Genomic DNA, 22,285 nt, shown 5'->3' on the forward strand with positions numbered 1-22,285 from the left:
AAACATCACAACTTTTTGATCCAGATCAATGCAACAACATGACCTCTCACTTTTTGTGGTTAATTCCCTTCCCCCGCTTTTCTCCGAATTTAGTTTTCCCGCCCCTGCTTTTTACCCGTACTGAAAGTGTTTCAGCGACTAATTTCCCCACGGAACGGTCCCTGTTAATCCCTTCGCGCGATGTGCTTAAATCGGCTTCTCGCAAAACCCCGGCAGTCCCACCCTTTCATTCATGACTTCACCTGCGAATGTCATACATCGCCGGTTCCCGTACCGGTATTGCTGTTTGGAAGGGTAACCTGACACACAAAAGAGGTTGTTATGTTTGGTCTTGATGCGCTAGAACTGGCCCGGATCCAGTTTGCCTTCACCGTCTCTTTTCACATCATTTTTCCCGCTATTACTATCGGGCTTGCCAGTTCTCTGGCTGTTCTGGAAGGCATGTGGCTGAAAACAAAGAAAGAGGCATATCGCGACCTGTATCATTTCTGGTCGAAAATCTTTGCCGTTAACTTCGGTATGGGCGTGGTCTCCGGTCTGGTGATGGCTTACCAGTTCGGCACCAACTGGAGTATGTTCTCGTCATTCGCGGGCAGCATTACCGGTCCGCTGCTGACGTACGAAGTGTTAACTGCATTTTTCCTTGAAGCTGGCTTCCTCGGCGTGATGCTGTTCGGCTGGAACCGCGTCGGACCGGGCCTGCACTTCTTCTCTACCTGCATGGTGGCGCTCGGCACACTGATGTCGACGTTCTGGATCCTCGCTTCCAACAGCTGGATGCAAACCCCGCAGGGCTACGAGATTGTTAACAACCTGGTGGTGCCGGTCAGCTGGATGAAGGTTATCTTCAACCCGTCCTTCCCGTTCCGCTTAATGCACATGACCACCGCCGCGTTTCTGGCTTCTGCCTTCTTCGTGGGCTCTGCTGCGGCATGGCACTTGCTGCGTGGTCGCGATACGCCAGCCATCCGTACCATGTTGTCGATGGCAATGTGGATGGCGCTGATCGTGTCTCCGATTCAGGCATTCCTGGGCGATGCGCACGGCCTGAATACCCTGAAATATCAGCCCGCTAAAATCGCGGCCATCGAAGGCCACTGGGAAAATAAAGACAACAAACCTTCCCCGCTGGTGCTGATCGGCTATCCCGATATGAACCGTGAAGAAACCCGTTACGCGATTGAAATCCCGTATCTGGGCAGCCTGATCCTCACCCACAGCCTGACGCATCAGATCCCGGCGCTGAAATCCTTCCCGAAAGAAGACCGCCCGAACTCTTCCGTCATCTTCTATACCTTCCGCATCATGGCCGGTCTGGGCATGCTGATGATTTTGCTGGGGGTGCTGAGCCTGATCCTGCGCCGTGGCGGCAAAATGTATACCTCTAAAGCGTTCCTGCGTTTTGCTTTCCTGATGGGGCCTTCCGGTCTGCTGGCGTTGCTGGCGGGTTGGATCACCACGGAAATGGGGCGTCAGCCGTGGGTAGTTTATGGCCTGCTGCGTACCAAAGACGCGGTATCTAACCATAACGTCATCCAGATGAGCGTCAGCCTGATCCTGTTCATCGTCATTTACTGTTCGGTGTTTGGTGTCGGTTACGGCTACATGATGCGTCTGATCCGCAAGGGTCCGCAGGCGCACGAAGGTGAAAGTGTTGATCACGGTGGTCCGGGCCAGCACCGCACGCCAGCGCGTCCGCTGTCTGCGATTTCAGAATCACTGACTGACGAAAATAAGGGAGCTTGATAATGGGTATCGACTTACCGCTGATCTGGTTTTTGATCATCATCTTCGGCGTGATGATGTATGTGGTGATGGACGGATTCGACCTGGGTATCGGCCTGCTATTCCCGCTGGTGAAAAAAGAACACGACCGTGATGTGATGATGAACACCGTTGCGCCGGTCTGGGACGGCAACGAAACCTGGCTGGTGCTCGGCGGCGCGGCATTGTATGGCGCATTCCCGCTGGCGTACTCGGTGATTCTTGATGCACTGACTATCCCGCTGACCCTGATGCTGTTCGGTCTGATTTTCCGTGGCGTAGCCTTTGAATTTCGTTTCAAAGCCAGTCCGGCCAAACGTCACGTGTGGGACAAATCTTTCATCTGGGGTTCGGTGATCGCCACCTTCTGTCAGGGCGTAGTGCTGGGCGCGGTGATCAACGGAATTCCGGTGGTGAACCGGACTTATGCCGGTGGCGCACTGGACTGGCTGACGCCGTTCACGCTGTTCTGTGGTTTTGCGCTGGTGGTGGCTTATGCACTGCTCGGCTGCACCTGGCTGATTATGAAAACCGAAGGCGAATTGCAGGAAGCGATGCACAAAATCGCTAAACCCCTGTTGCTGGTATTCCTGCTGGTGACGCTTGCAGTCAGCCTGTGGACGCCACTGACCCACAGCGATATCGCCACCCGCTGGTTCTCGCGCCCTAATCTTTACTGGTTCCTGCCGGTACCGGTGCTGGTGGTGCTGGTCTCCGCGTGGATGTATCGCGCCATCAGCAAAAATGCGCATCACGCGCCGTTCCTGCTGACGCTGGCGCTGGTGTTCCTCGGCTATACCGGTCTGGGGATCAGCATCTGGCCGAACATCATTCCGCCGTCCATTTCTATCTGGGAAGCGGCTTCACCGCCGCAAAGCCAGGGCTTTATTCTGGTCGGCGCCCTGTTCATCATCCCGATCATTCTGGTGTACACCTTCTGGAGCTACTACGTGTTCCGCGGGAAAGTCACACCGGATCAGGGTTATCACTGAGGAATCGCGTTATGAATCTCATCAGAAAAATGGATGACAGCAACATCACTAAAGCCCCGTTCTTAAAACGTGTCGGCTGGATGGCCGTCATCTGGGGCGGCAGCGTGCTGGCGTTATTTGTTGTGGCATCGGTGTTTCATCTGCTGATGTTTGCGGCGGGAATGAGAAGTCATTAAATGAAAACGATTGGGAGGAATTTTGCTGGTGCACGCAATGTCGAAGCAAGCTTCAACTCCCTAAAATTGCTGTAATACCCCACCCCAACCCTCCCCTTCGCAGGGGAGGGAGCCGGGCGCTGTCTTCCTCAGCATCGGGAGATTAAGGGTCGGTTTGCCTTGCTCCTCCCCCTGCGAAGGGGGAGGCTGGGAGGGGGTTTAGCAGACAACTCTGCTATACCCTCTCCCTTTTTTATTTCTCCAGCACCCGCCCGATAAAATCGAGAATATCGTCCATCGCTTCCTGACGTGCGGCGGCGGAAGGCATGACGATCAGCTGATCGGAATAGCCATTCATGATGGCGGACAACTGGCGGGTAACGCGTCCGGCATCGGTCGGGCGGAACACGCCGCTGTCGATCCCCGCACGGATAATTTCAGCCAGCAGCGCCAGCCACTTATGCACCATCAGCCGCGCCAGTTCGGCGTAAGCCTCATTATGCGCCGCCAGTTGCCACAGCGAACCATACAACTGCCAGATATCGCCCTGCGTATCGGGCAGATAATTGCACACCAGCGTGTGTAATTTTGCTTTGGGCTCAAGCGGTGAAATTTCAGCGGAAAACTCTTTCAGCTCCGCCATCATCACCACCGACAGCGCTTCAATGCACAGCGTCTGCCAGTCAGGAAAATAATGATAAATGTGGCTGCGGGAAATCCCGACGTACTCCGTCAGCTCGCGCGTCGTGACTTTTTCAATCCCCTTTTCGATAAAGAGACTGATGGCTCCGTCAAGAATTTTAGCCCTTAACGCTTCCCGGTTTTCTTTCATAATTTATCCTGTACTGGCATTGAGCAGTTGCTCAGACCGGCATTTTATCAGGAAGCCTGGCGTGTGCCCACGGACTTACGCAGCACGATTTTCAGCACCACGACGCTGGTAATCACCAGCACAGCCGCAGAAATCAGCACCGCCAGAAACGCCTGATCAAATGCGCTTCGCGCCAGACTGGTCAGTAACGAAGCATGCTCAGGACTGAGATGCCCGGCGAGCGTCAAGGCTTCATCAAGACTGTCATACGCCGTTTCACCGCTGACCAGTCCTTGCGGAAGTGTCAGGCTGCGGCTGTAAACCGCCGTCATCAGGCCGCCCAGCAAGGTCACGCCAAGCACGCCGCCCATTTCCCACGACACATCTTCTATCGCGGCCACCATTCCGGCCTTGTCTTCCGGGGCGTTGAGCATGATCGACGTCGAGGCTGCGGTCACTGCGCCGCCAAGGCCAAAACCTAAAATAAACAGACTGATCAGCTGTATCACCGCGCTGCCATCGTAGACCAGGGCGTGAATGACGATGCCGAGTGCAGATATCGCAAAGCCGCCGAGCATCATTTTGCGCACACCGACACGCGGGATCAGCATACCCGCCAGCGGCGAGGCCAGCGCAGACGCCACCGGGATCGGCAGGATAAACATCGCCGCCATAAACGGCGTCAGTCCGAGCACCAGTTGCAACCGCTGACTCAGTACCAGTTCGATGCCGATCAGTGCAATCATTGAGGTGATCGCCACGCCCACGCCACAGGCAAACGCACGGTTGCGGAACAGTGAAAAGTCGATCATTGGCTGTACCGCGCGTTTTTGTCTTCTGACGAATAAGCCGAGGAACAGGACGCCTGCGGCCGCAGAACCCATGATCACCAGCCACGACGAATTAATCTGGCTCAGCTCTTTCAGCGCGTAAATCACGCCCACCAGCCCCGCCATCACCAGCGCAGAACCGGCAAAATCACACGGACGTTGTTTATTACCTTCACCGCGCGGGATCAGCGCCTGTGCAAACGGGAAAACGGCCAGCACAATCGGCACGTTGATCAGGAACACCGAGCCCCACCAGAAATATTCCAGCAGCACGCCGCCAATGACCGGCCCGAGCGCCGCAGCGCCGGAAGCCACCGCCGACCAGATGCCGATCGCCAGCGCACGTTCACGTTCGTTGGTAAATACGTGGCGCACAATCGCCAGCGTCGCAGGCATCATCATCGCCGCGCCAATCGCCAGGAAAACGCGGGAGGCGATCAGCATTTCAGCGCTGGCAGAAAACGCCGCGCACAGGGAAGCGAACGCAAATACCGGCAGCCCGCTCATAAAAAGATTTTTGTGTCCGATGCGGTCACTGAGCATTCCCGCGCCCGGTAACAGACCGGCGACCACCAGCGGATAGGCGTTCACTATCCATAATTTTTCCGATGCCGTGGCACCCAGCGCCTGCGTCAGACGCGGTAACGCGGTGTACAGCACGGTCATATCAATGATGATCAAAAAGAGTGTACTGGTGACAATCGCAAGTATCAGCCAGCGGTTATTGACGAACATAAAAAGTGCCTCAGATAGATTTTGAGCAAACGCTCAAGGCCAGCAAGGTACTTGAGCAACCGCTCAAAATCAAGCAGCATCTGCCTGGCAGTTGATGAAGCGTTGAAGAGGTAACGGGGGAAAACGTCAGATTTACAGGCAATAAAAAAGCCCGCTCGGAAGCGGGCTAAAAAGGGCAAAACAGACTTTTGTCTCAACTTTCTTATTATCTCCCTGGTGCAGGATTTCTTATTCTTTCACCGTCTCCTCGAGTGTGAAGCGCCCTAACGGATTCTGGTGGAAATCTTTGATATTTTTACGGGTCACGTTGCGGTACGGGCTGTAATACAGATCAATCCAGTTCACATCGGCTTTCGCCATTTTCTGCAAATCGATGTACATCTGTTCACGCTTCTTCGGATCCATCTCCACCCGTGCGGCGGCCACCAGCGCTTTCACTTTGTCATTGTGATAACGCGTCATGTAATTCATGTTCGAGTCATGGCCCAGCGTAAAGGTGGTTTTCTGATCAGGGTCGAGAATGTCGTTAGTCCAGTACATCACCGAAATGTCATAGTCCCCCGCCACTAACATGTCCCAGCTCTGGCTCGGATCCACTTTCTGCAAGTTGGCAGTGATCCCGGCTTTTGCCAGTTGCTGTTGCAGCAATACCGCAATCTGTTCATCCACTTCATCACCGGCATTCACCAGATATTTCAGGGTCAGATTTTTCACTCCGGCGGCGGCCAGCAGTTGTTTGGCTTTTTCCGGGTCGTACGGGCGTTGCAGGTTGTCAGCGTAATGATACAGCGCGCCATCAGGGATGTAGGAGTTGGCGATTTTGCCATAACCAAACGTCACGGTATCAATAATGGCTTTTTTATCGATGGCGAAGTCCAGTGCCTGACGCACTTCCACTTTGCCCAGGTCACCGTGAGAATGGTTGATCAGCAGGTGATCTTCACGGGTTGACGTATCCAGTTCGACGGCGAGTTTCGGGTCTTTTTGCAGCGATGAAATGCGCGAGAACGGGATCGACAGTGCCGCGTCAATTTCTCCGGCCTGCACTTTCAGCATGCGGGTATTGTCGTCCGGCAGCGTCAGCCACTCGACGCCATCGAGTTTCACTTTTGCGGCGTCCCAGTAGTACGGGTTTTTCACCAGTTCGACTTTCTCACCGCGCGTCCACTCTTTCACGCTGAACGCGCCGGAACCCACCGGGTGTTCAGCAAAATCATCCGCGCCCTGTTTGGTCAGCGCCTGCTGCGAAATCACCGAGGCATTCGGCAGTGCCAGTTGAGAAAGGAATGCTGCCGACGGCGTTTTCAGGGTGATCACCAGCGTATGGGCATCGGGGGCTTTCAGCGTATCGATAATGCTGTATGAATCCTTCCACAGCGATCCGGCGTCATCACGGATACGCGTCAGGCTGAACACGGCATCAGAGGCGGTCACCGGTGTGCCGTCAGAGAATTTCGCGTCGCGCATTTTCAGCGTATAAGTTTTACCGTCCGGCGAAATCGTCCAGCTTTCAGCCAGGCCCGGCAGCAGTTTGGTGCCGGTGTTATCAACGCGCACCAGCGGATCGAACACGTTGGAGAACACCCAGTTATCGGCGTTTTGCGCCGACTTGATCGGGTCAAATGTGGTGCTGTCTTCACGACGGCCGATGGTCAGTACCCCCGCAGCCTGCGCCATTTCGCTGACCAGACTCAACGCCAGCAGCACCCCGGCGGCCACAACGTTAAAATGCTTTTGCTTCATGTAACATTCCTTCAGTCATCGGATTGATCCCGTCGCTTTTGTGGTTATCAAGAACACAGGCGAAGGCATGGTCGGCAATATGCCGGGTTTCAGGTGCCGCACCCTGCCTGCACTCAGGCAGCGCAAAGGCACAGCGTGGATGGAAAGCGCAGCCCGCAGGCAACGAAACCGGGCTGGGTGGTTCTCCCTGTAACGGATGCTCCGGCAGCGGCCGGTCGGGGTCGATTTCAGGGATTGCCGCCACCAGCGCGGCGGTATACGGATGGCGCGGCGCGTTAAACACCGTTTGCGTCGGCCCGCTTTCGACAATACGTCCGAGATACATCACTGCCACGCGGTCACACAGGCGGCGCACAATCGCCAGATCATGGGCAATAAATAAGATCGCCAGCCCCATGCTTTCGCGCAGATCCATCAGCAGATTGATGATCTGCGCCTGAATCGACACATCCAGCGCCGCAACACATTCATCAGCGACAATCAGGCGTGGCTCGATAGCCAGCGCCCGGGCAATGCCGGCGCGCTGACATTGTCCACCGCTCAGCGCCTGCGGACGGCGCGTGGCATGTTCCGGGCTGAGGCCGACCAGCGTCAGCAACGTGCTGACCCGCGCCGGGATCTCCGCTTTTGCCACTTTGTTGTGTACCCGCAACACCTCGCCGATACTTTCGCCAATCGTCTGGCGCGGGTTGAGTGAGGAAAACGGATCCTGAAAAATCATCGCGGTTTGCTGTCGCAGACGGGCAATGTCAGGTTTCATGCCGTCGGTAATCAGTTGCCCGTTAAAACGAACCCGTCCGGCGCTGGCATTTTCCAGCTGCAACATCGCCCGCCCGAGGGTACTTTTTCCGCTGCCCGATTCACCGACCAGCCCCAGCGTTTCGCCTGCGTGAATATGCAGGGACACACCGTTTACCGCCTGAACGTGACGCTTTTTGAGGCCAAAGCCGGAGACCGGAAATGTCACGGAGAGTGCTTCCACTTCCAGCAGCGGATACGGCTGCGGCGTGAGATCAGACGAATGACTCATTGTGCCTCCCGTAGTTCAGCGGATGATGACAGGCCGTTGCGTGGCCGCCCGCTGACATCGCGGGTTGATTTTCACGGCAGAGCGCGGACGCCTGCGCGCAGCGGGGATGAAAACGGCAACCACTGGGAAAATGTGCTGCGACCGGTGGCTGACCGGGCAGCGTGATCAGCCGTCCGCTACCGCCTTCACTGACCGGCTGACAGTCAATCAGGCCGCGCGTATAAGGATGCTGCGCCTGGGCCAGGACCGGCCGTTTTTCACCGGTTTCACATAAACGCCCGCCGTACATCACCGCAATGCGGTCACAGGTTTGCGCCACCACGCCAAGGTCGTGAGTGATCAGAATAATGGCGATACCCAGCCGGTCGCGCAGATCGCGGAGCAGACGCAAAATCTGCATCTGCACGGTGACATCCAGCGCCGTGGTCGGTTCATCAGCAATCAGCATTTTGGGTTCGCAGGCCAGCGCCACGGCGATCATTGCCCGCTGACGCATGCCGCCGGAAAACTCGTGCGGATAGTTATCTGCCCGTCGCTGCGGATCCGGAATACCGACCTGACGCAGCAGTTCCACCGCCTGACTCTGCGCTTCACGGCGGCTGGCCCCAAAATGCAGACGGCGGCTTTCAGCAATCTGCTGACCGATGGTCATCACCGGATTCAGATGGCTGGCCGGATTCTGGAAAATCATGCCGATCTCCCGCCCGCGAATGGCCGTCATGCGTTTATCATTCAGCGTCAGTAAATCGGTGCCATTGAGGCGGATTTCCCCGGCGCGAATATGCAGCCCTTCACCGGGCAGCAGGCGCATCATGGCGCGACAGCTCAGGGTTTTGCCGGAGCCACTTTCGCCGACCAGCCCGAGAATATCGCCCGCATTCAATGTCAGCGAGAGTCTGTCCACCAGCGCCACGCCCTGCCGGTCTTCAATGGTTAAGCCGGAAACCTGCATTAACGTCATGGACGTTCCCCCAGTTTGTCACCCAGTCCGTCCGCCAGCAGGCTGAAACTCATCGCCAGCACCACAATCGCCAAACCGGGGAAGGTGGTTATCCACCACGCCGTAGTAATAAAACTCTGGCCTTCGGCGACCATCACGCCCCATTCCGCTACCGGCGGCTGGACGCCCAGGCCGAGATAACTCACCGACGCGCCACTGAGTAACACCAGCACGCAGTCGGACATCGAGAACACCAGCGAACTGGTCAGCGCGTTGGGCAGAAGATGCAAAAGTAAGATACGCGGATGGCTGTAGCCCAGGCTGCGCGCGGCCAGAATGAAATCCCGGTGTTTAAGCGTCAGCACCTGCGAGCGCACCAGACGGGCATACGACACCCAGCCCACCATCGCCATCGCGATATAAAAACTGCCCAGTCCCGGTCCGAGAATGGCGATGATCGACAGCATCAGCACCAGAAAAGGAAACGCCAGCACCACGTCTATCACCCGCATGAAAAAGGTATCGACTGCGCCGCCGAGATATCCGGCAAACGCGCCGATCAGCGTGCCGAAGGTAAACGGAAAAATCACACCAATCAGACAGATTTGCAGATCAATCCGTGCCCCCCACATCACGCGGGAAAGAATGTCGCGGCCAAAGTTATCGGTGCCAAACGGATGGGCGAACGTTGGCGGTGACAGTGTCACAGATGCATCCTGCGCAATCGGATCGAACGGCGCGATCCACGGACTGAGCAGCGCAATCAGAACCCAGACACTCAGCATCAGCATGCCGAGCCGCAACGCCTGCTGGCGTGGCAACCAGCGCAAGTGAAAATGCCCCATGCGTTGTGTCGCTATCTTTTCGGTCATGCTCATAGCCTCACCCTCGGATCCAGCGCCACAGTCAGTAAGTCTGCAATCAGGTTCACGAGGACTGTCGCCAGGGCGAACACCAGCACCACACCCTGCACCACCATGTAATCGCGGCTGATAATGGCTTTCACCAGCAACTGCCCCATACCGGGAATGGCAAATACGCTCTCAATTACCACCGTGCTGCCAATCAGCCAGCCGATATTTACTGCCAGCAGATTGACTGTCGGCACCAGTGAATTGGGCATCACATGTCGCCAGAAAATACGGTTTTCGTTTTGCCCCCGCGCACGGGCGGCGGTGACGTAATCATTCTGTAATTCCATCAGCAGACTGGCGCGCAGGTTACGGGTCAGAACCGCTGACAGCGCCAGCGCAACGGTCAGGCACGGCAGAAACAGGTGATGAATACGCTCGCCAACATCGCTGCCATAACCCGACACCGGGAACCAGCCGAGGGACAGGCTGAACAGTAAAATCATCATGATCGCCAGCCAGAACGCCGGTAATCCGAGGCCGATAGTAGAAAGTAAACGGATCACCTGATCCGCCAGTTGCCCGCGATGTCGTGCCGCGCCGGCCGCCAGCGGCACAGTAAACAGCATCGCCAGCAGCACGCTGCCGAGCACCAGATACAGGGTTGGCTCAATACGCGACATGATCAGCGTTAACGTATCCACACGGTAAATCAGTGACCTGCCCATCTCGCCATGAAACAGGTTGCGCAGAAAATAGAGATATTGCTGCCAGACCGGCAGATCCAGTCCGTACTGCACCCGGATTCGGGCGATGGCTTCCGGTGTGCTGCGCACCCCGAGCAGGATCCGCGCCGGATCGCCGGGTATGGCGCGCACCATCACGAAAGTCAGAATACTTATCCCCAGCAACACCGGCAGCAGTTGCAGCGGTCGCCAGAGCAAAAATCGGTAACGGTGCATGACAATCCTCTTAATGACAGTTTCTGGTGCAGAGCGAGAGTCTTTTCCCCTGTGGCTTTACGTTATCCGCAGTCAGGCCCCGCCGGTAGTTAGCAAAAATACTAGGTTTGCACCGCCAGCGATGTGGCACCGCGATTGCATAAATTTTCGTTACCAGGTGAGATTGAGCAAAACCGGTGCCCGATCAGCCCATTCAGACTGGCAAACAGTGATGCGGAGATAAATTCATGAAGCTCGCGGTGCAAGAGAGTGCAGTGTCTTTGCGGGAAACGACCGTTGATGGTGCGTTTGATCAGCTTTTCGCTCAGACCTCGCGCCTGGGGTTTGACGCCCTGATTTACGACTACACGCCGGTACCGCGTTCGCTTGAGGGAGAGCTGATCACACCGTCGCTGTTGCGGATGGGTAATGTGCCCGGCGACATGCAGCGGTTATGGCTGGAGAACGGGTATTATCAGGTCGATCCGGTGCAGCATTACGCTCTCGAAAGCTGCGCACCGTTTGTCTGGTCTTATCAGCGCCCGGACAATACCTCGCTGCAAAACCGCCTCAGTGACCTCAACAAACCGGTTACCCATTACATGTGCGATAACAACATGCCGAGCGGCGCGACGGTGCCGTTGCATTTGCCGAATGGTGGATTTGTGACGGTCACCGGCATTCACACCGGTGCGGGACATGAGCTGGATATTCATGATGTATTGGCCGAACTGAGCCTGCTGGCGCTGACCTTTCAGGAGTGCGTGTTTCCGCTGTTCGACAGCAGCATTCTCACCTGTCGCCACGTGCGCTTAAGCAAGCGCGAACGCGAATGTCTGACGTGGGCGGCAGAAGGCTTAACCGCCAAAGAGATCGCCCGCAAACTCAACCGGTCGATTGCCACCGTCACGCTCCATCTCAATACCGCCGCCCGCAAACTGGGGGCCAGTAACCGTGTGCAGGCCGTGGTTCGCGCGATGCATTACCGTTTACTCGACAGTTGATCTGCCCTGTTTTCTATCTTTTTTACTAGCTGTTCAACGCCGCCCCGATGTTTACCCTGTGGTTATTATTCACCGACAGGGGAAACAAAATGTACAACATCACTGAAGGCTATGCGCCGTTTCAGGAATACCAGACCTGGTACCGCATCTGTGGCGATTTACACAACGGCAAAACTCCGCTGGTTATTGCTCACGGCGGCCCCGGCTGCACCCATGATTACGTTGATGCCTTCCGCGATATCGCCGGAACCGGCCGCGCGGTGATCCATTACGATCAGATTGGTAATGGCCGCTCGACCCACCTTCCCGACAAACCCGCCGGCTTCTGGCAGCCCTCGTTCTTTCTGGCGGAACTGGATAATTTGCTGCGCCATCTGGGCATTGAAAAAGATTACGCGCTGCTCGGCCAGTCCTGGGGCGGCATGCTCGGTGCCGAGCACGCCGTCATGCAACCGCCTGGCCTGAAAGCGCTGGTCATCGCCAACTCACCGGCCTCGATGGAACTCTGGTTGCAGGCCGCCGCCCGCCTGCGCAGCGAACTGCCGCCGGAGGTTCAGGAAACCTTACTGGCACATGAAGCCGCCGGAACCCTCAACAGCGCAGAATACAAAGCGGCGTCGCAGGTATTCTATGCCCGCCATGTCTGCCGTCTCGATCCGTGGCCGGAGGAGGTAAAACGTACCTTTGCGGCGATGGACGAGGATCCGACGGTGTACCTCGCCATGAACGGCCCGACTGAATTCCATGTCATTGGCAGCATGAAAGACTGGACGGTGATCGACCGCCTGCCCGCCATTAACGTGCCGGTATTGCTGATTTCCGGCCGCTACGATGAAGCCGCTCCCGACGTGGTGCAGCCGTTCGCGGATTTAATCAAAGGCGCTGAATGGGTGATTTTCGAGAATTCGAGTCACATGCCACACGTCGAGGAACGGGAAGCCTGTATGAAATGCGTCGTGGAGTTTCTGGAGAGCAACAGCTCCCGCTGATGACGTATACAGGCTGCTTCTGGCTTATCCCGAAGCAGCCTGAGGGAATATTCTTTATGCCCCGATGACTCACAGCATTAACGGCTGACACCGGGCGATTGCCCGGTAATGCGCTTATAAGCCCGGCTAAACGCGGCCTGTGAGGTATAACCCAGACGAAATGCCACGTTCTCGATAGAAATCTTGCTGTCTGAGAGCCACTGCGTGGCGAGTTGCATGCGCAGTTCCGTCACGTAACGCAACGGCGATACACCAATCATCGATTGAAAACGCGCGGCGAAAACCGAGCGCGAGATGTGCGACTCTGCCGCCAGCTCCGCGACGGTCCAGTTCCTGCCCGGATGCCGGTGCAGCGCCAGAATTGCCCTTGCCAGCCGGGGTTCCCGCAATGCAGCGGCAATGCCTGAGGCATTTTCACATCCACATTCCACCCACCCGCGAACAATCATTGCCGCGGCAACTTCCGCAAGCCGGGCCAGAATGCCTGCAAAGCCGATGCGGCCGGAGCATATTTCACGTTTCATCGAATCCATCACCGGCAACAGTCCGGGATAGCGTTCGCCTTTGGCATCCGCCACCATGGTTTCCGGCATCAGTTTACCCAGACTTTGCATTCCACCCAGATCAAACGCCATGCAGCCATAAAAAAGAATCGCGCCCGGTATCGTATCCCTGCTCGGGCAGGTATCCACACCACTCACGGCTTCCCCTAATGGCGCGACATCGAAGTCGTCAATGTCCTGAGCGGTATGGCCGGGTTCAGAAAGAAGCTGATGTGCCATTCCGTGCGGCATAAAAATGACATCACCGGCAGACAATGGATGAAGCGCGCCATCCCCGGTTTTAAGAACAGCGGAACCGACGGCAAGATAGTGAAAATAAGCATGTCCGGGCCTCGGTTTGAACGCCATGCCAAATTCAGAGCCGGTCTGGATACGGCGATATTGCACACCGCGCAGACGCATTCCTGTCAGGAGTTCACTGATCAGGTCAGAAGAAAGGGCAAAGGGATCGTGCTGGGTCATTTCAGGAGTAATAGTCAAAAAACAAGGATTTCGAATCATAGATCATCTCAACCATCCTGCCTAGACTCTGCGCTACGTTAATCTTCAGGAACATTTGAAATGAATCATAAAACAGAGGGCTCTGCGCCCGCGACCCAACAAGATGTGCAACAGGCTCCGCCAGCATGGATGGCAGTCTTCTCCCTCACCATGGGCGTGTTCGGTTTGTTAACAGCAGAATACCTGCCAGCCAGCCTGTTAACGCCCATGGCCTCAGACCTGCAGGTGACAGAAGCATTAGCCGGTCAGGCGGTGACGGTCACCGCGGTGATCGCGCTGTTCGCCGGACTGCTGGTACCGGGCCTGACCCGTAAGCTTGACCGCAGAACCGTTCTGTTAAGTTTTACTGTGCTGATGATCGCCTCAAACCTGCTGGTCGCCCTTTCCTCCAGCCTTGCCGTGTTGCTGGTGATGCGGATCCTGCTTGGCGTCGCGCTGGGCGGATTCTGGAGTATGGCCGCAGCGGTTGCGATGCGGCTGGTTCCGGAGAAACTCGTGCCGCGGGCACTGTCGGTTATCTTCAGTGGTATTGCGGTGGGAACCGTCGTTTCCGTGCCGCTGGGAAGCTTTCTCGGTGAACTCTATGGCTGGCGCAGCGCGTTCATTGCCGCGGCTCTGGTGGGAGGAGTCACTCTTGCTTTTCAGTGGCTCACATTGCCGCGCATGGCGCCCCGTCAGGTTACACATATAGCATCAGTCTTAACATTGCTGCGCCGTCCCGGCATTGCCACGGGGATGTCCGGCTGCGTGCTGGCACATACCGGCCAGTATGCCCTGTTTACGTATATTCGCCCTTCTCTGGAAAGCGTGAGTCATGTAGATGCGGGCGGACTGGCCCTGCTATTGCTCGGATTCGGAGTGGCAAATTTTGCGGGCACATTGCTGGCCGGATGGATAATGACTTACAGCCTTCGCCTGACGCTGATTGTGATGCCTTGTTTAGTCGGTATCGCGGCGCTGGGGATGATATTACTGCCCGTTCAGATTACCGGACTCACTCTGCTGGTTTTGCTGTGGGGGCTGGCATTCGGCGGTGTACCTGTCGCCTGGTCAAACTGGGTAACCCGCTCGGTGCCCGATCAGGCTGAGAGCGCAGGAGGCATGGTGGTGGCTGCCGTGCAATCTTCTATCGCGGCCGGTGCGGCACTGGGAGGCGTCATGTTCGGACTGGGTGGGATCTCCGGGGTATTTATCACGGCAGGTATTGTGATGTTAAGTGCTGCGCTGATCATTGCCTTGTGCGTCAGGGTTGGCCTGTCCGGTGACGGCGCAGAAACCCCGTCCCTTCAGCACGAATAGCGTCAGGGAAATACGCTGATGATCATTCAGTAAATTCCTAAAAACAGCTAAAATTAATTCCACACAAACATTGTTACCATCATATCCGAATACTCAATTTATCATCATGTTAAAACTATTTCCGGTTCATTTCCCCGAACCGGATTGAGCTATAACAGTTTTATTAAAATTGAATATACGTTTTAGGGATAACATTTACTCCCGGCGGAGTAAAAAATACAGGTGAAATATAAAACCTTAAAAATCAATAAACTATACCATGCTGGCGACAATGTTTTTAATTTTTATCATGCGCAGGCGGGAAATAACATAAATTCCGCTGCACGAAAAAAACAACAAATAAACCATTGAATTTTAATGATAAAAATGAAAACAACCTGAACTGTTATAGTGTATTTTCACCAAACTGTATCTACCCCGCAAAATAATATCAGTGCACAATCCTTTCATCTTAATCACGTATAAATCACAAGTGTACTCTGTATGTTAATTTTAATTAACGTGTCCCACTTTCTCCATAGGGGATGTCAGCAATGTTTGGATTAGATGCTTTTCACCTGGCAAGAATACAATTCGCATTCACCGTGTCTTTTCACATCATATTTCCTGCCATTACGATCGGGCTGGCCAGTTTTCTTGCGGTGCTTGAAGGGATGTGGCTGAAAACCGGCAACCGCAGTTACCGGGATCTGTATCATTTCTGGTCCAAAATTTTTGCTGTTAACTTTGGTATGGGGGTCGTGTCAGGTCTGGTGATGGCCTATCAGTTCGGCACCAACTGGAGCGGATTCTCGCAATTTGCCGGTAGCATTACCGGCCCTTTACTGACCTATGAAGTGCTGACCGCATTTTTCCTCGAAGCCGGTTTTCTGGGCGTGATGTTGTTTGGCTGGAACCGGGTGGGGCCTGGCCTGCATTTCTTTGCGACCTGTATGGTGGCGCTGGGCACGCTTATCTCCACCTTTTGGATCCTGGCATCGAACAGCTGGATGCATACTCCGCAGGGCTATGAAATTGTCAATGGCGTCGTGGTGCCGACGGACTGGTTTAAAGTCATTTTTAACCCGTCATTTCCTTATCGTCTGTTCCATATGTCCATCGCGGCTTTCCTCGCCAGTGCGTTCTTTGTGGGGGCTTCCGGTGCCTGGCACCTGCTTCGCGGCAACGATACGCCAGCGGTTCGGAAAATGTTTTCCATGGCATTGTGGATGGCGCTGATCGTCGCCCCCATTCAGGCAATGGTCGGTGACGCCCACGGCCTGAATACGCTGGAATATCAGCCCGCCAAAATTGCGGCCATTGAAGGGCACTGGGAAAATCCGCCCGGAGAAGCCACACCGTTAATTCTTTTTGGCGTCCCGGATATGGAGCAGGAACGCACGAAATATGCGCTGGAGATCCCTTATCTGGGCAGTCTGATCCTGACACATAGCCTGCAAAAACAGGTGCCCGCGCTGAAGGATTTTCCGAAAGAAGATCGTCCCTATTCGCCGGTAGTTTTCTGGTCTTTCCGCATCATGGTCGCGCTCGGTCTGCTGATGATCACGGCAGGCGTGCTGGGTGTGTGGCTGCGTTATAAAAAACGGCTTTATCAGTCCCGCCCGTTCCTTTGGTTCACGCTGCTGATGGGACCTTCCGGTCTGATTGCCCTGCTTGCGGGCTGGTTTACTACTGAAATTGGCCGTCAGCCGTGGGTGGTTTATGGCGTTCAGCGCACCCGCGATGCCGTCTCCGCGCACGGTGAAATGCACATGAGCCTCAGCCTGTTAGCTTTCCTGCTGGTGTACTCATCCGTGTTTGGTATTGGCTACGTTTACATGATGCGTCTTATCAAAAAAGGGCCGGTGACAGGTGAAGGTGATGAGGTTTCTCACGGCGGGCCAGGTAAGCCAAACACACCGGCGCGTCCGCTGTCTGCGGCGCAGGAAGGGCTGAGCAATCCTGAGGGAAGTAAAAAATATGATTGATTACACTATTATATGGTTTGGAATTATCGTATTTGCGAACCTGATGTACATCGTAATGGATGGCTTTGATCTGGGTATCGGTATTTTATTCCCGTTCAATAAAGACAAAACCGAACGCGACATGATGGTCAACACCGTTGCACCGGTGTGGGACGGTAATGAAACCTGGCTGGTACTGGGCGGCGCGGCCTTATACGGCGCTTTCCCGCTGGCCTATTCGGTGATCACCGATGCACTCACCATTCCGTTAACCCTGATGCTTTTCGGTCTGATTTTTCGCGGCGTGGCGTTTGAATTTCGCTTCAAGGCGACCGAAAAGCACCGTCCGTTCTGGGACAAATCGTTCATTACCGGTTCCATCGTGGCCACCTTCAGTCAGGGCGTTGCGGTCGGCGCAGTGCTTAATGGCTTTGAGGTGACAGGCAGAACGTTTACCGGCTCCGCAATAAGCTGGCTGGCCCCCTTCCCTATTTTTTGTGGTATCGGGCTGGTGGTCGCCTACGCGCTGCTGGGCTGTACATGGTTAATCATGAAAACGGAAAATGCCCTGCATCAGAAGATGTGCCGTCTGGCTAAACCCCTGGTGATAACGCTGCTGGCGATCACCGGTGTGATCAGTATCTGGACGCCGCTGACCCATGCCGATATTGCGCATCGCTGGTTCAGCATGCCGAATCTGATCGCCTTTCTGCCGGTGCCGGTACTGGTCTTAGCCTGTACCTGGGGAATTTTGCGGGCGATAAAAAGTCACGCGCACTATATGCCGTTTCTGCTGACTCTCGCGCTGATTTTCCTCGGATTTTCGGGGCTTGGGATCAGCATCTGGCCGAATATTATTCCGCCGGCCATCTCGATTTGGGATGCGGCATCGTCAGAGAAAAGCCTGGCATTTATGCTGGTTGGCGCGGTGTTCATCATCCCCGTGATCCTGATTTATACCTTCTGGAGCTATTACGTCTTCCGGGGGAAAATCAGGGAAAACGAAGGCTACCATTGATCGCAACAGTATCGGGCGAAATGACCGCATTTCGCCCGGTTATCACCGGAGGTTCCTGATGCAGGATATGACCGTTAATAGTAAGAAGCCCTTCTGGAAACGCGTCGTCTGGCTGATCGTCATTTATTCATTGAGTGTTTTATCACTGGCCGTGGTGGCATTCTTATTCAGAATGATGATGACGGCAGCCGGAATGAAGTCGCATTAAAAATGCGATGTCAGATGCAGCGACCGTTGTCACCCTTGCCCGAAAATCTTAATCACCGCATCCAGATGTTCCTTCATTGCCTTCTTCGCTGCACGACTGTCACGGGCCTCCAGCGCTGTCAGGATCTCGAGGTGCTCAATCTCAGAACGGTGCGGCATGTCCTGCGGCGTGTAGTGTAATTGCAGGCTGCGGAACATGGTGCCATAACGGTGGCCGAGCAGATGGGCGATGATGAAGGCATAAGCCGGATTTCCGCTGGCCTGCGCAATACGGATATGGAACAACCGGTCGCCGGGATGCGTTGCCGAGCCATTGCGGTTATCGCGACAGTTTTGTTCATATGCCTGCCTGATCGCCGCAAGTTCGGCGTCAGTGGCATTTCTTGCCGCCAGCGCGGCGGTTTCCGGCTCTATCAGACGACGGGTTTGCAACAGCGAAAACGGCGGCAGTTCAGCCGTAAAATCCAGCTCAATATTCAGCTCATCATCCACATCCGCCCACTGATTACGCCCCGCCTGCGACATCACCGGCTCCTGCGAAGGCGTGGCCGGAACGGCAGGTTGCTGACGGACAATCACGCCGTTTCCCACCCGCACATCCACCAGCCCGATCACTTCCAGCGCAATCAGCGCCTCACGCACCGACGCGCGGCTGACCTGTAGCTGACTCGCCAGTTCACGCTCGGCCGGAAGACGACTGCCGGGCGGAAATTCTTTGTTATCAATTAACGTTTTAAGCTGGTCAGCTATCTGCCTGTATATTCTGGGATTTTCTAATTTTTTTATCGGCATCGGACACCTGAGGTCAATTCTCATTAAGTGATTCAGCTAGCATTTTCCGGACAAAAATCTTGCTGATTTGTTTTATACATGTAAAAAATTGGTTAACCGAAATGGCGTTTTAAGCAGAAGCTTGCCGAACATCTTAACAAAAAGCACTGCGTTTAACGCGTTTTTTTCACCTCCAATGGCCTGACCATTAGGCCTTTAAAGCACCTTTTAGGGAGAATAGTTATGAACCTGGCCGGGAAAAAAGTTCTGATCACCGCCGCCGGACAAGGCATCGGTTTCAACACCGCCACGCTGTTTGCCCGTGAAGGCGCAGAGGTGATTGCCACCGACATCAACATCGACGCATTACACAATATTCCCGGCATCACCCCGCGCCTGCTTGATGTGACCGACCCGCAGGCGATTGTTGCGCTGGCAGAAGAAACCGGCGCGCTCGATGTGCTGTTCAACTGCGCTGGCGTGGTGCACAGCGGCGATATCCTGACCTGCACCGAACGCGAATGGCAGTTTGCGCTCGATCTTAACGTCACCGCGATGTTCCGCATGATCCGCGCTTTTCTGCCCGCCATGCTTGAGCGCAACCACGGTTCAGTGATCAACATGTCTTCCGTCGCCTCCAGCATCAAAGGTGTGCCGAACCGCTTTGCTTACAGCGCTTCAAAAGCGGCCGTGATTGGTCTGACCCGTTCTGTTGCCGCGGATTACGTCACCCGCGGCATTCGCTGTAACGCGATTTGTCCGGGCACGGTGGAATCGCCGTCCCTGCGCCAGCGCATCGCGGCACAGGCAAAGGCCGAAGGCCGCAGCGAAGCCGAGGTGTATGCGGCGTTTGTTTCCCGCCAGCCGATCGGGCGCATCGGTAAAACCGAAGAAATCGCCCAGCTTGCGCTGTATCTGGCTTCCGACGCCAGTTCATACACCACCGGCACGGTTCAAATTATTGACGGCGGCTGGAGCAACTGACACGCCAGCGGCTTTAAACATTTGATTTTCACCGATCTGACTTTCACAGAAGGACACTGCCCCATGAAATTATTACGTTACGGCAACGCAGGTTCTGAGCGCCCCGGCCTGCTGGATGACAACGGCACGTTGCGGGATCTCAGCGCACATATTGCCGACATCAGCGGCGAATTTCTGCAGCCTGAAACGCTGGATAAACTGCGCCAGCTCGATCCGCACACGCTGCCACTGGTCGGCGGTGAACCACGTCTGGGTGCCTGTGTCGGCAAGGTGGGGAAATTTATCTGTATCGGCCTCAATTACGCCGACCACGCCGCCGAAACTGGCGCGGAGATCCCGAAAGAACCGGTGGTTTTCAGCAAATGGACCAGCGCGATGGTCGGGCCAAATGACGACGTGGAGATCCCGCGTGATTCTGTCAAAACCGACTGGGAAGTGGAACTCGGTGTGGTGATCGGCACCGGCGGGCGCTATATCAGCGAAGCCGATGCGATGTCGCACGTCGCCGGTTACTGCGTGATCAACGATGTCTCTGAGCGCGAATTCCAGATTGAACGCGGCGGCACCTGGGACAAAGGTAAAGGCTGCGACACATTCGGCCCGACCGGTCCGTGGCTGGTGACAGCGGATGAAATCCCTGACCCGCACCAGTTGAATCTGTGGCTGGAAGTTGACGGCAAGCGCTGGCAGAACGGCAATACGCGCACCATGATTTTCCAGATCCCAGAAATCATCAGTTATCTCAGCCGCTTCATGAGCCTGCAACCCGGTGACATCATTTCTACCGGCACACCGCCGGGCGTCGGACTGGGGCAAAAACCGCCGGTGTACCTGAAAGCCGGTCAGGTGATGCGGCTTGGGATTGAAGGTTTGGGTGAGCAGCGCCAGAAGACAGTGCAGGCATAACCCTTTACAGCTAAAGGAATTTTGCGATGACAACGATTACCGCTTTACGTGTTGAAGATGTGCGTTTCCCGACCTCGCTGGCGCTGGACGGTTCGGATGCCATGAACCCGGATCCGGATTATTCCGCTGCGTATGTGATTTTAGACACTGACACTCCGGCGCTGAAAGGCCACGGCCTGACCTTCACCATCGGGCGCGGCAATGAAATCTGCTGTGCGGCGATTAAAGCGCTGGAACATCTGATCGTGGGCCGCGAACTGGCGGGCATTACCGCCGATATGGGCCAGTTCTGGCGCGATTTCACCAGCGACAGCCAGTTGCGCTGGATTGGTCCTGACAAAGGCGCAATCCACCTGGCGACCGGCGCGGTGGTTAACGCGGTGTGGGATTTATGGAGCAAAGCCGCCGGTAAACCGCTGTGGAAACTGGTCGCCGATATGTCGCCGGAAGAGCTGGTGCGCTGCATCGATTTTCGTTACATCACGGACTGCATCACGCCGCAGGAAGCGCTGGCCTTATTGCAGCAACGTGCCGACAACAAACCCCGGCGCACGGAGAAACTGCTGGCGGAAGGCTACCCGTGCTACACCACGTCAGCGGGCTGGCTCGGCTATCCCGACGATAAACTTCGCCGTTTATGTCAGGAAGCGGTCGACGCCGGTTTCGATTATCTGAAACTAAAAGTCGGGCGCGACCTGGAAGACGACATCCGCCGTGTGCGCATCGCCCGCGAAGTGATCGGCCCGGACCGCAAACTGATGATCGACGCCAATCAGGTATGGGAAACCAACGACGCCATCCCCTGGGTGAACGCCCTCGCCTTTGCCAACCCCTGGTTTATCGAAGAACCGACCAGCCCGGACGACATCGAAGGCCACCGCAAAATCCGTCAGGGCGTTGCACCGGTTAAAGTCGCCACCGGCGAAATGTGCCAGAACCGCATCATGTTCAAGCAGTTCATTATGCGCGAAGCCATCGACGTGGTGCAGATTGATGCCTGCCGCATGGGCGGCGTCAACGAAGTGCTGGCGGTGATGCTGATGGCGGCCAAATACAATCTGCCGGTGTGTCCGCACGCGGGCGGCGTCGGCCTGTGCGAATACGTGCAGCATCTGTCGATGATTGATTATCTGTGCATCGCAGGTACGCACGAAGGTCGCGTCATCGAATACGTTGACCATCTTCACGAGCATTTTGTGCATCCGTGCGACGTCCGGGGCGCGGCCTATATGCCGCCGCAGGCACCGGGATTCTCCATTGAGATGCATCAGGCGTCGATCGAAAGATACCGCCATCACGCCTGAC

Annotated in this window: 21 protein-coding genes; 12 read left to right on the forward strand and 9 right to left on the reverse strand. The window is 55.6% G+C overall.

The genetic code is table 11. The annotated features are described in order from the left end of the window. Positions 1 to 321: 321 nt before the first annotated feature. From AACU55_RS06285 to AACU55_RS06295, 3 genes are read left to right on the forward strand one after another with little or no spacing between them, the layout of a single operon-like run. A complete protein-coding gene (locus AACU55_RS06285; protein WP_134705239.1) occupies positions 322 to 1,746 on the forward strand; it encodes a cytochrome ubiquinol oxidase subunit I in 1,425 nt (474 codons plus the stop codon). Between the two features lie 2 nt (positions 1,747 to 1,748). Beyond that, positions 1,749 to 2,756: a cytochrome d ubiquinol oxidase subunit II gene (gene cydB, locus AACU55_RS06290; RefSeq protein ID WP_013577856.1), complete on the forward strand. Its 1,008-nt coding sequence runs from the start codon at positions 1,749 to 1,751 to the stop codon at positions 2,754 to 2,756. A gap of 11 nt (positions 2,757 to 2,767) precedes the next feature. Then, positions 2,768 to 2,932 (forward strand): DUF2474 domain-containing protein, encoded by a 165-nt coding sequence (locus AACU55_RS06295; RefSeq protein ID WP_013577857.1) that lies wholly within the window; start codon positions 2,768 to 2,770, stop codon positions 2,930 to 2,932. A gap of 232 nt (positions 2,933 to 3,164) precedes the next feature. Here AACU55_RS06295 and AACU55_RS06300 read toward each other — a convergent pair whose 3' ends face one another. The 7 genes from AACU55_RS06300 to AACU55_RS06330 all read right to left on the reverse strand — a co-directional run bounded on the left by AACU55_RS06300 (position 3,165) and on the right by AACU55_RS06330 (position 10,813). After that, a complete protein-coding gene (locus AACU55_RS06300; RefSeq protein WP_134705240.1) occupies positions 3,165 to 3,743 on the reverse strand; it encodes a TetR/AcrR family transcriptional regulator in 579 nt (192 codons plus the stop codon). Between the two features lie 47 nt (positions 3,744 to 3,790). Beyond that, the gene (locus tag AACU55_RS06305) at positions 3,791 to 5,287 is read right to left on the reverse strand and encodes an MFS transporter (RefSeq protein ID WP_134705241.1); all 1,497 of its coding nucleotides are present in this window, start codon (positions 5,285 to 5,287) and stop codon (positions 3,791 to 3,793) included. Positions 5,288 to 5,515: 228 nt separating this feature from the next. Next, positions 5,516 to 7,030 carry an ABC transporter substrate-binding protein gene (locus AACU55_RS06310; RefSeq protein WP_013577860.1) on the reverse strand — a complete coding sequence of 505 codons (1,515 nt, stop codon included), beginning with the start codon at positions 7,028 to 7,030 and terminating at the stop codon, positions 5,516 to 5,518. Then, positions 7,011 to 8,060 (reverse strand): ABC transporter ATP-binding protein, encoded by a 1,050-nt coding sequence (locus AACU55_RS06315; protein ID WP_037033094.1) that lies wholly within the window; start codon positions 8,058 to 8,060, stop codon positions 7,011 to 7,013. The genes AACU55_RS06310 and AACU55_RS06315 overlap by 20 nt, the downstream gene beginning before the upstream one ends. Beyond that, positions 8,044 to 9,021 carry an ABC transporter ATP-binding protein gene (locus AACU55_RS06320; protein ID WP_134705242.1) on the reverse strand — a complete coding sequence of 326 codons (978 nt, stop codon included), beginning with the start codon at positions 9,019 to 9,021 and terminating at the stop codon, positions 8,044 to 8,046. The genes AACU55_RS06315 and AACU55_RS06320 overlap by 17 nt, the downstream gene beginning before the upstream one ends. Further along, complete coding sequence (locus AACU55_RS06325) at positions 9,018 to 9,878, reverse strand: ABC transporter permease (protein WP_013577863.1); 861 nt, start codon at positions 9,876 to 9,878, stop codon at positions 9,018 to 9,020. Before AACU55_RS06325 ends, AACU55_RS06320 begins: the two co-directional genes overlap by 4 nt. Next, positions 9,875 to 10,813 (reverse strand): ABC transporter permease, encoded by a 939-nt coding sequence (locus AACU55_RS06330; RefSeq protein WP_134705243.1) that lies wholly within the window; start codon positions 10,811 to 10,813, stop codon positions 9,875 to 9,877. The genes AACU55_RS06325 and AACU55_RS06330 overlap by 4 nt, the downstream gene beginning before the upstream one ends. Before the next feature lie 227 nt (positions 10,814 to 11,040). On the opposite strand from AACU55_RS06330, the gene AACU55_RS06335 reads away from it, so the two are divergent. Next, positions 11,041 to 11,796 carry a LuxR family transcriptional regulator gene (locus AACU55_RS06335; protein WP_037033099.1) on the forward strand — a complete coding sequence of 252 codons (756 nt, stop codon included), beginning with the start codon at positions 11,041 to 11,043 and terminating at the stop codon, positions 11,794 to 11,796. Between the two features lie 89 nt (positions 11,797 to 11,885). Next, positions 11,886 to 12,785 (forward strand): proline iminopeptidase-family hydrolase, encoded by a 900-nt coding sequence (locus tag AACU55_RS06340; RefSeq protein WP_037033101.1) that lies wholly within the window; start codon positions 11,886 to 11,888, stop codon positions 12,783 to 12,785. A 77-nt stretch (positions 12,786 to 12,862) separates the two neighbouring features. Here AACU55_RS06340 and AACU55_RS06345 read toward each other — a convergent pair whose 3' ends face one another. Next, positions 12,863 to 13,849, reverse strand: coding sequence for an AraC family transcriptional regulator (locus tag AACU55_RS06345; protein WP_112197593.1), 987 nt, complete (start codon positions 13,847 to 13,849; stop codon positions 12,863 to 12,865). Between the two features lie 60 nt (positions 13,850 to 13,909). Between AACU55_RS06345 and AACU55_RS06350 the strand changes: the two genes are divergently transcribed. The 4 genes from AACU55_RS06350 to AACU55_RS06365 all read left to right on the forward strand — a co-directional run bounded on the left by AACU55_RS06350 (position 13,910) and on the right by AACU55_RS06365 (position 18,320). Next, the gene (locus AACU55_RS06350) at positions 13,910 to 15,148 is read left to right on the forward strand and encodes an MFS transporter (RefSeq protein ID WP_134705244.1); all 1,239 of its coding nucleotides are present in this window, start codon (positions 13,910 to 13,912) and stop codon (positions 15,146 to 15,148) included. 533 nt (positions 15,149 to 15,681) lie between these two features. Further along, complete coding sequence (locus AACU55_RS06355) at positions 15,682 to 17,115, forward strand: cytochrome ubiquinol oxidase subunit I (RefSeq protein WP_013577869.1); 1,434 nt, start codon at positions 15,682 to 15,684, stop codon at positions 17,113 to 17,115. Beyond that, entirely contained in the window at positions 17,108 to 18,112 is a 1,005-nt protein-coding gene (gene cydB / locus AACU55_RS06360) for a cytochrome d ubiquinol oxidase subunit II (protein WP_134705245.1), read from the forward strand. The genes AACU55_RS06355 and cydB (AACU55_RS06360) overlap by 8 nt, the downstream gene beginning before the upstream one ends. A gap of 58 nt (positions 18,113 to 18,170) precedes the next feature. Continuing rightward, positions 18,171 to 18,320, forward strand: coding sequence for a DUF2474 domain-containing protein (locus AACU55_RS06365; protein WP_013577871.1), 150 nt, complete (start codon positions 18,171 to 18,173; stop codon positions 18,318 to 18,320). Between the two features lie 29 nt (positions 18,321 to 18,349). Here AACU55_RS06365 and AACU55_RS06370 read toward each other — a convergent pair whose 3' ends face one another. Then, positions 18,350 to 19,111 (reverse strand): FadR/GntR family transcriptional regulator, encoded by a 762-nt coding sequence (locus AACU55_RS06370; RefSeq protein WP_112151518.1) that lies wholly within the window; start codon positions 19,109 to 19,111, stop codon positions 18,350 to 18,352. A 222-nt stretch (positions 19,112 to 19,333) separates the two neighbouring features. Between AACU55_RS06370 and AACU55_RS06375 the strand changes: the two genes are divergently transcribed. The 3 genes from AACU55_RS06375 (at position 19,334) to AACU55_RS06385 (ending at position 22,284) form a co-directional block, all read left to right on the forward strand. Beyond that, positions 19,334 to 20,074 (forward strand): SDR family oxidoreductase, encoded by a 741-nt coding sequence (locus AACU55_RS06375; RefSeq protein ID WP_037033112.1) that lies wholly within the window; start codon positions 19,334 to 19,336, stop codon positions 20,072 to 20,074. 63 nt (positions 20,075 to 20,137) lie between these two features. Then, positions 20,138 to 20,980 carry a fumarylacetoacetate hydrolase family protein gene (locus AACU55_RS06380; protein ID WP_013577874.1) on the forward strand — a complete coding sequence of 281 codons (843 nt, stop codon included), beginning with the start codon at positions 20,138 to 20,140 and terminating at the stop codon, positions 20,978 to 20,980. 26 nt (positions 20,981 to 21,006) lie between these two features. Further along, positions 21,007 to 22,284, forward strand: a complete 1,278-nt coding sequence (locus tag AACU55_RS06385; protein ID WP_037033113.1) for an L-fuconate dehydratase — start codon at positions 21,007 to 21,009, stop codon at positions 22,282 to 22,284. Position 22,285: the final 1 nt, after the last annotated feature.

Source organism: Rahnella sp. CJA17(1/100), from assembly GCF_963881615.1.
Taxonomy (GTDB): domain Bacteria; phylum Pseudomonadota; class Gammaproteobacteria; order Enterobacterales; family Enterobacteriaceae; genus Rahnella; species Rahnella aceris.

What these genes read in the sequence shown, in the direction of transcription:
- AACU55_RS06285 (WP_134705239.1), top strand. Translation starts at nt 322, where the DNA reads ATGTTTGGTCTTGATGCGCTAGAACTGGCCCGGATCCAGTTTGCCTTC.
- cydB (WP_013577856.1), top strand. Translation starts at nt 1,749, where the DNA reads ATGGGTATCGACTTACCGCTGATCTGGTTTTTGATCATCATCTTCGGC.
- AACU55_RS06295 (WP_013577857.1), top strand. Translation starts at nt 2,768, where the DNA reads ATGAATCTCATCAGAAAAATGGATGACAGCAACATCACTAAAGCCCCG.
- AACU55_RS06300 (WP_134705240.1), bottom strand. Translation starts at nt 3,743, where the DNA reads ATGAAAGAAAACCGGGAAGCGTTAAGGGCTAAAATTCTTGACGGAGCC.
- AACU55_RS06305 (WP_134705241.1), bottom strand. Translation starts at nt 5,287, where the DNA reads ATGTTCGTCAATAACCGCTGGCTGATACTTGCGATTGTCACCAGTACA.
- AACU55_RS06310 (WP_013577860.1), bottom strand. Translation starts at nt 7,030, where the DNA reads ATGAAGCAAAAGCATTTTAACGTTGTGGCCGCCGGGGTGCTGCTGGCG.
- AACU55_RS06315 (WP_037033094.1), bottom strand. Translation starts at nt 8,060, where the DNA reads ATGAGTCATTCGTCTGATCTCACGCCGCAGCCGTATCCGCTGCTGGAA.
- AACU55_RS06320 (WP_134705242.1), bottom strand. Translation starts at nt 9,021, where the DNA reads ATGACGTTAATGCAGGTTTCCGGCTTAACCATTGAAGACCGGCAGGGC.
- AACU55_RS06325 (WP_013577863.1), bottom strand. Translation starts at nt 9,878, where the DNA reads ATGAGCATGACCGAAAAGATAGCGACACAACGCATGGGGCATTTTCAC.
- AACU55_RS06330 (WP_134705243.1), bottom strand. Translation starts at nt 10,813, where the DNA reads ATGCACCGTTACCGATTTTTGCTCTGGCGACCGCTGCAACTGCTGCCG.
- AACU55_RS06335 (WP_037033099.1), top strand. Translation starts at nt 11,041, where the DNA reads ATGAAGCTCGCGGTGCAAGAGAGTGCAGTGTCTTTGCGGGAAACGACC.
- AACU55_RS06340 (WP_037033101.1), top strand. Translation starts at nt 11,886, where the DNA reads ATGTACAACATCACTGAAGGCTATGCGCCGTTTCAGGAATACCAGACC.
- AACU55_RS06345 (WP_112197593.1), bottom strand. Translation starts at nt 13,849, where the DNA reads ATGATTCGAAATCCTTGTTTTTTGACTATTACTCCTGAAATGACCCAG.
- AACU55_RS06350 (WP_134705244.1), top strand. Translation starts at nt 13,910, where the DNA reads ATGAATCATAAAACAGAGGGCTCTGCGCCCGCGACCCAACAAGATGTG.
- AACU55_RS06355 (WP_013577869.1), top strand. Translation starts at nt 15,682, where the DNA reads ATGTTTGGATTAGATGCTTTTCACCTGGCAAGAATACAATTCGCATTC.
- cydB (WP_134705245.1), top strand. Translation starts at nt 17,108, where the DNA reads ATGATTGATTACACTATTATATGGTTTGGAATTATCGTATTTGCGAAC.
- AACU55_RS06365 (WP_013577871.1), top strand. Translation starts at nt 18,171, where the DNA reads ATGCAGGATATGACCGTTAATAGTAAGAAGCCCTTCTGGAAACGCGTC.
- AACU55_RS06370 (WP_112151518.1), bottom strand. Translation starts at nt 19,111, where the DNA reads ATGCCGATAAAAAAATTAGAAAATCCCAGAATATACAGGCAGATAGCT.
- AACU55_RS06375 (WP_037033112.1), top strand. Translation starts at nt 19,334, where the DNA reads ATGAACCTGGCCGGGAAAAAAGTTCTGATCACCGCCGCCGGACAAGGC.
- AACU55_RS06380 (WP_013577874.1), top strand. Translation starts at nt 20,138, where the DNA reads ATGAAATTATTACGTTACGGCAACGCAGGTTCTGAGCGCCCCGGCCTG.
- AACU55_RS06385 (WP_037033113.1), top strand. Translation starts at nt 21,007, where the DNA reads ATGACAACGATTACCGCTTTACGTGTTGAAGATGTGCGTTTCCCGACC.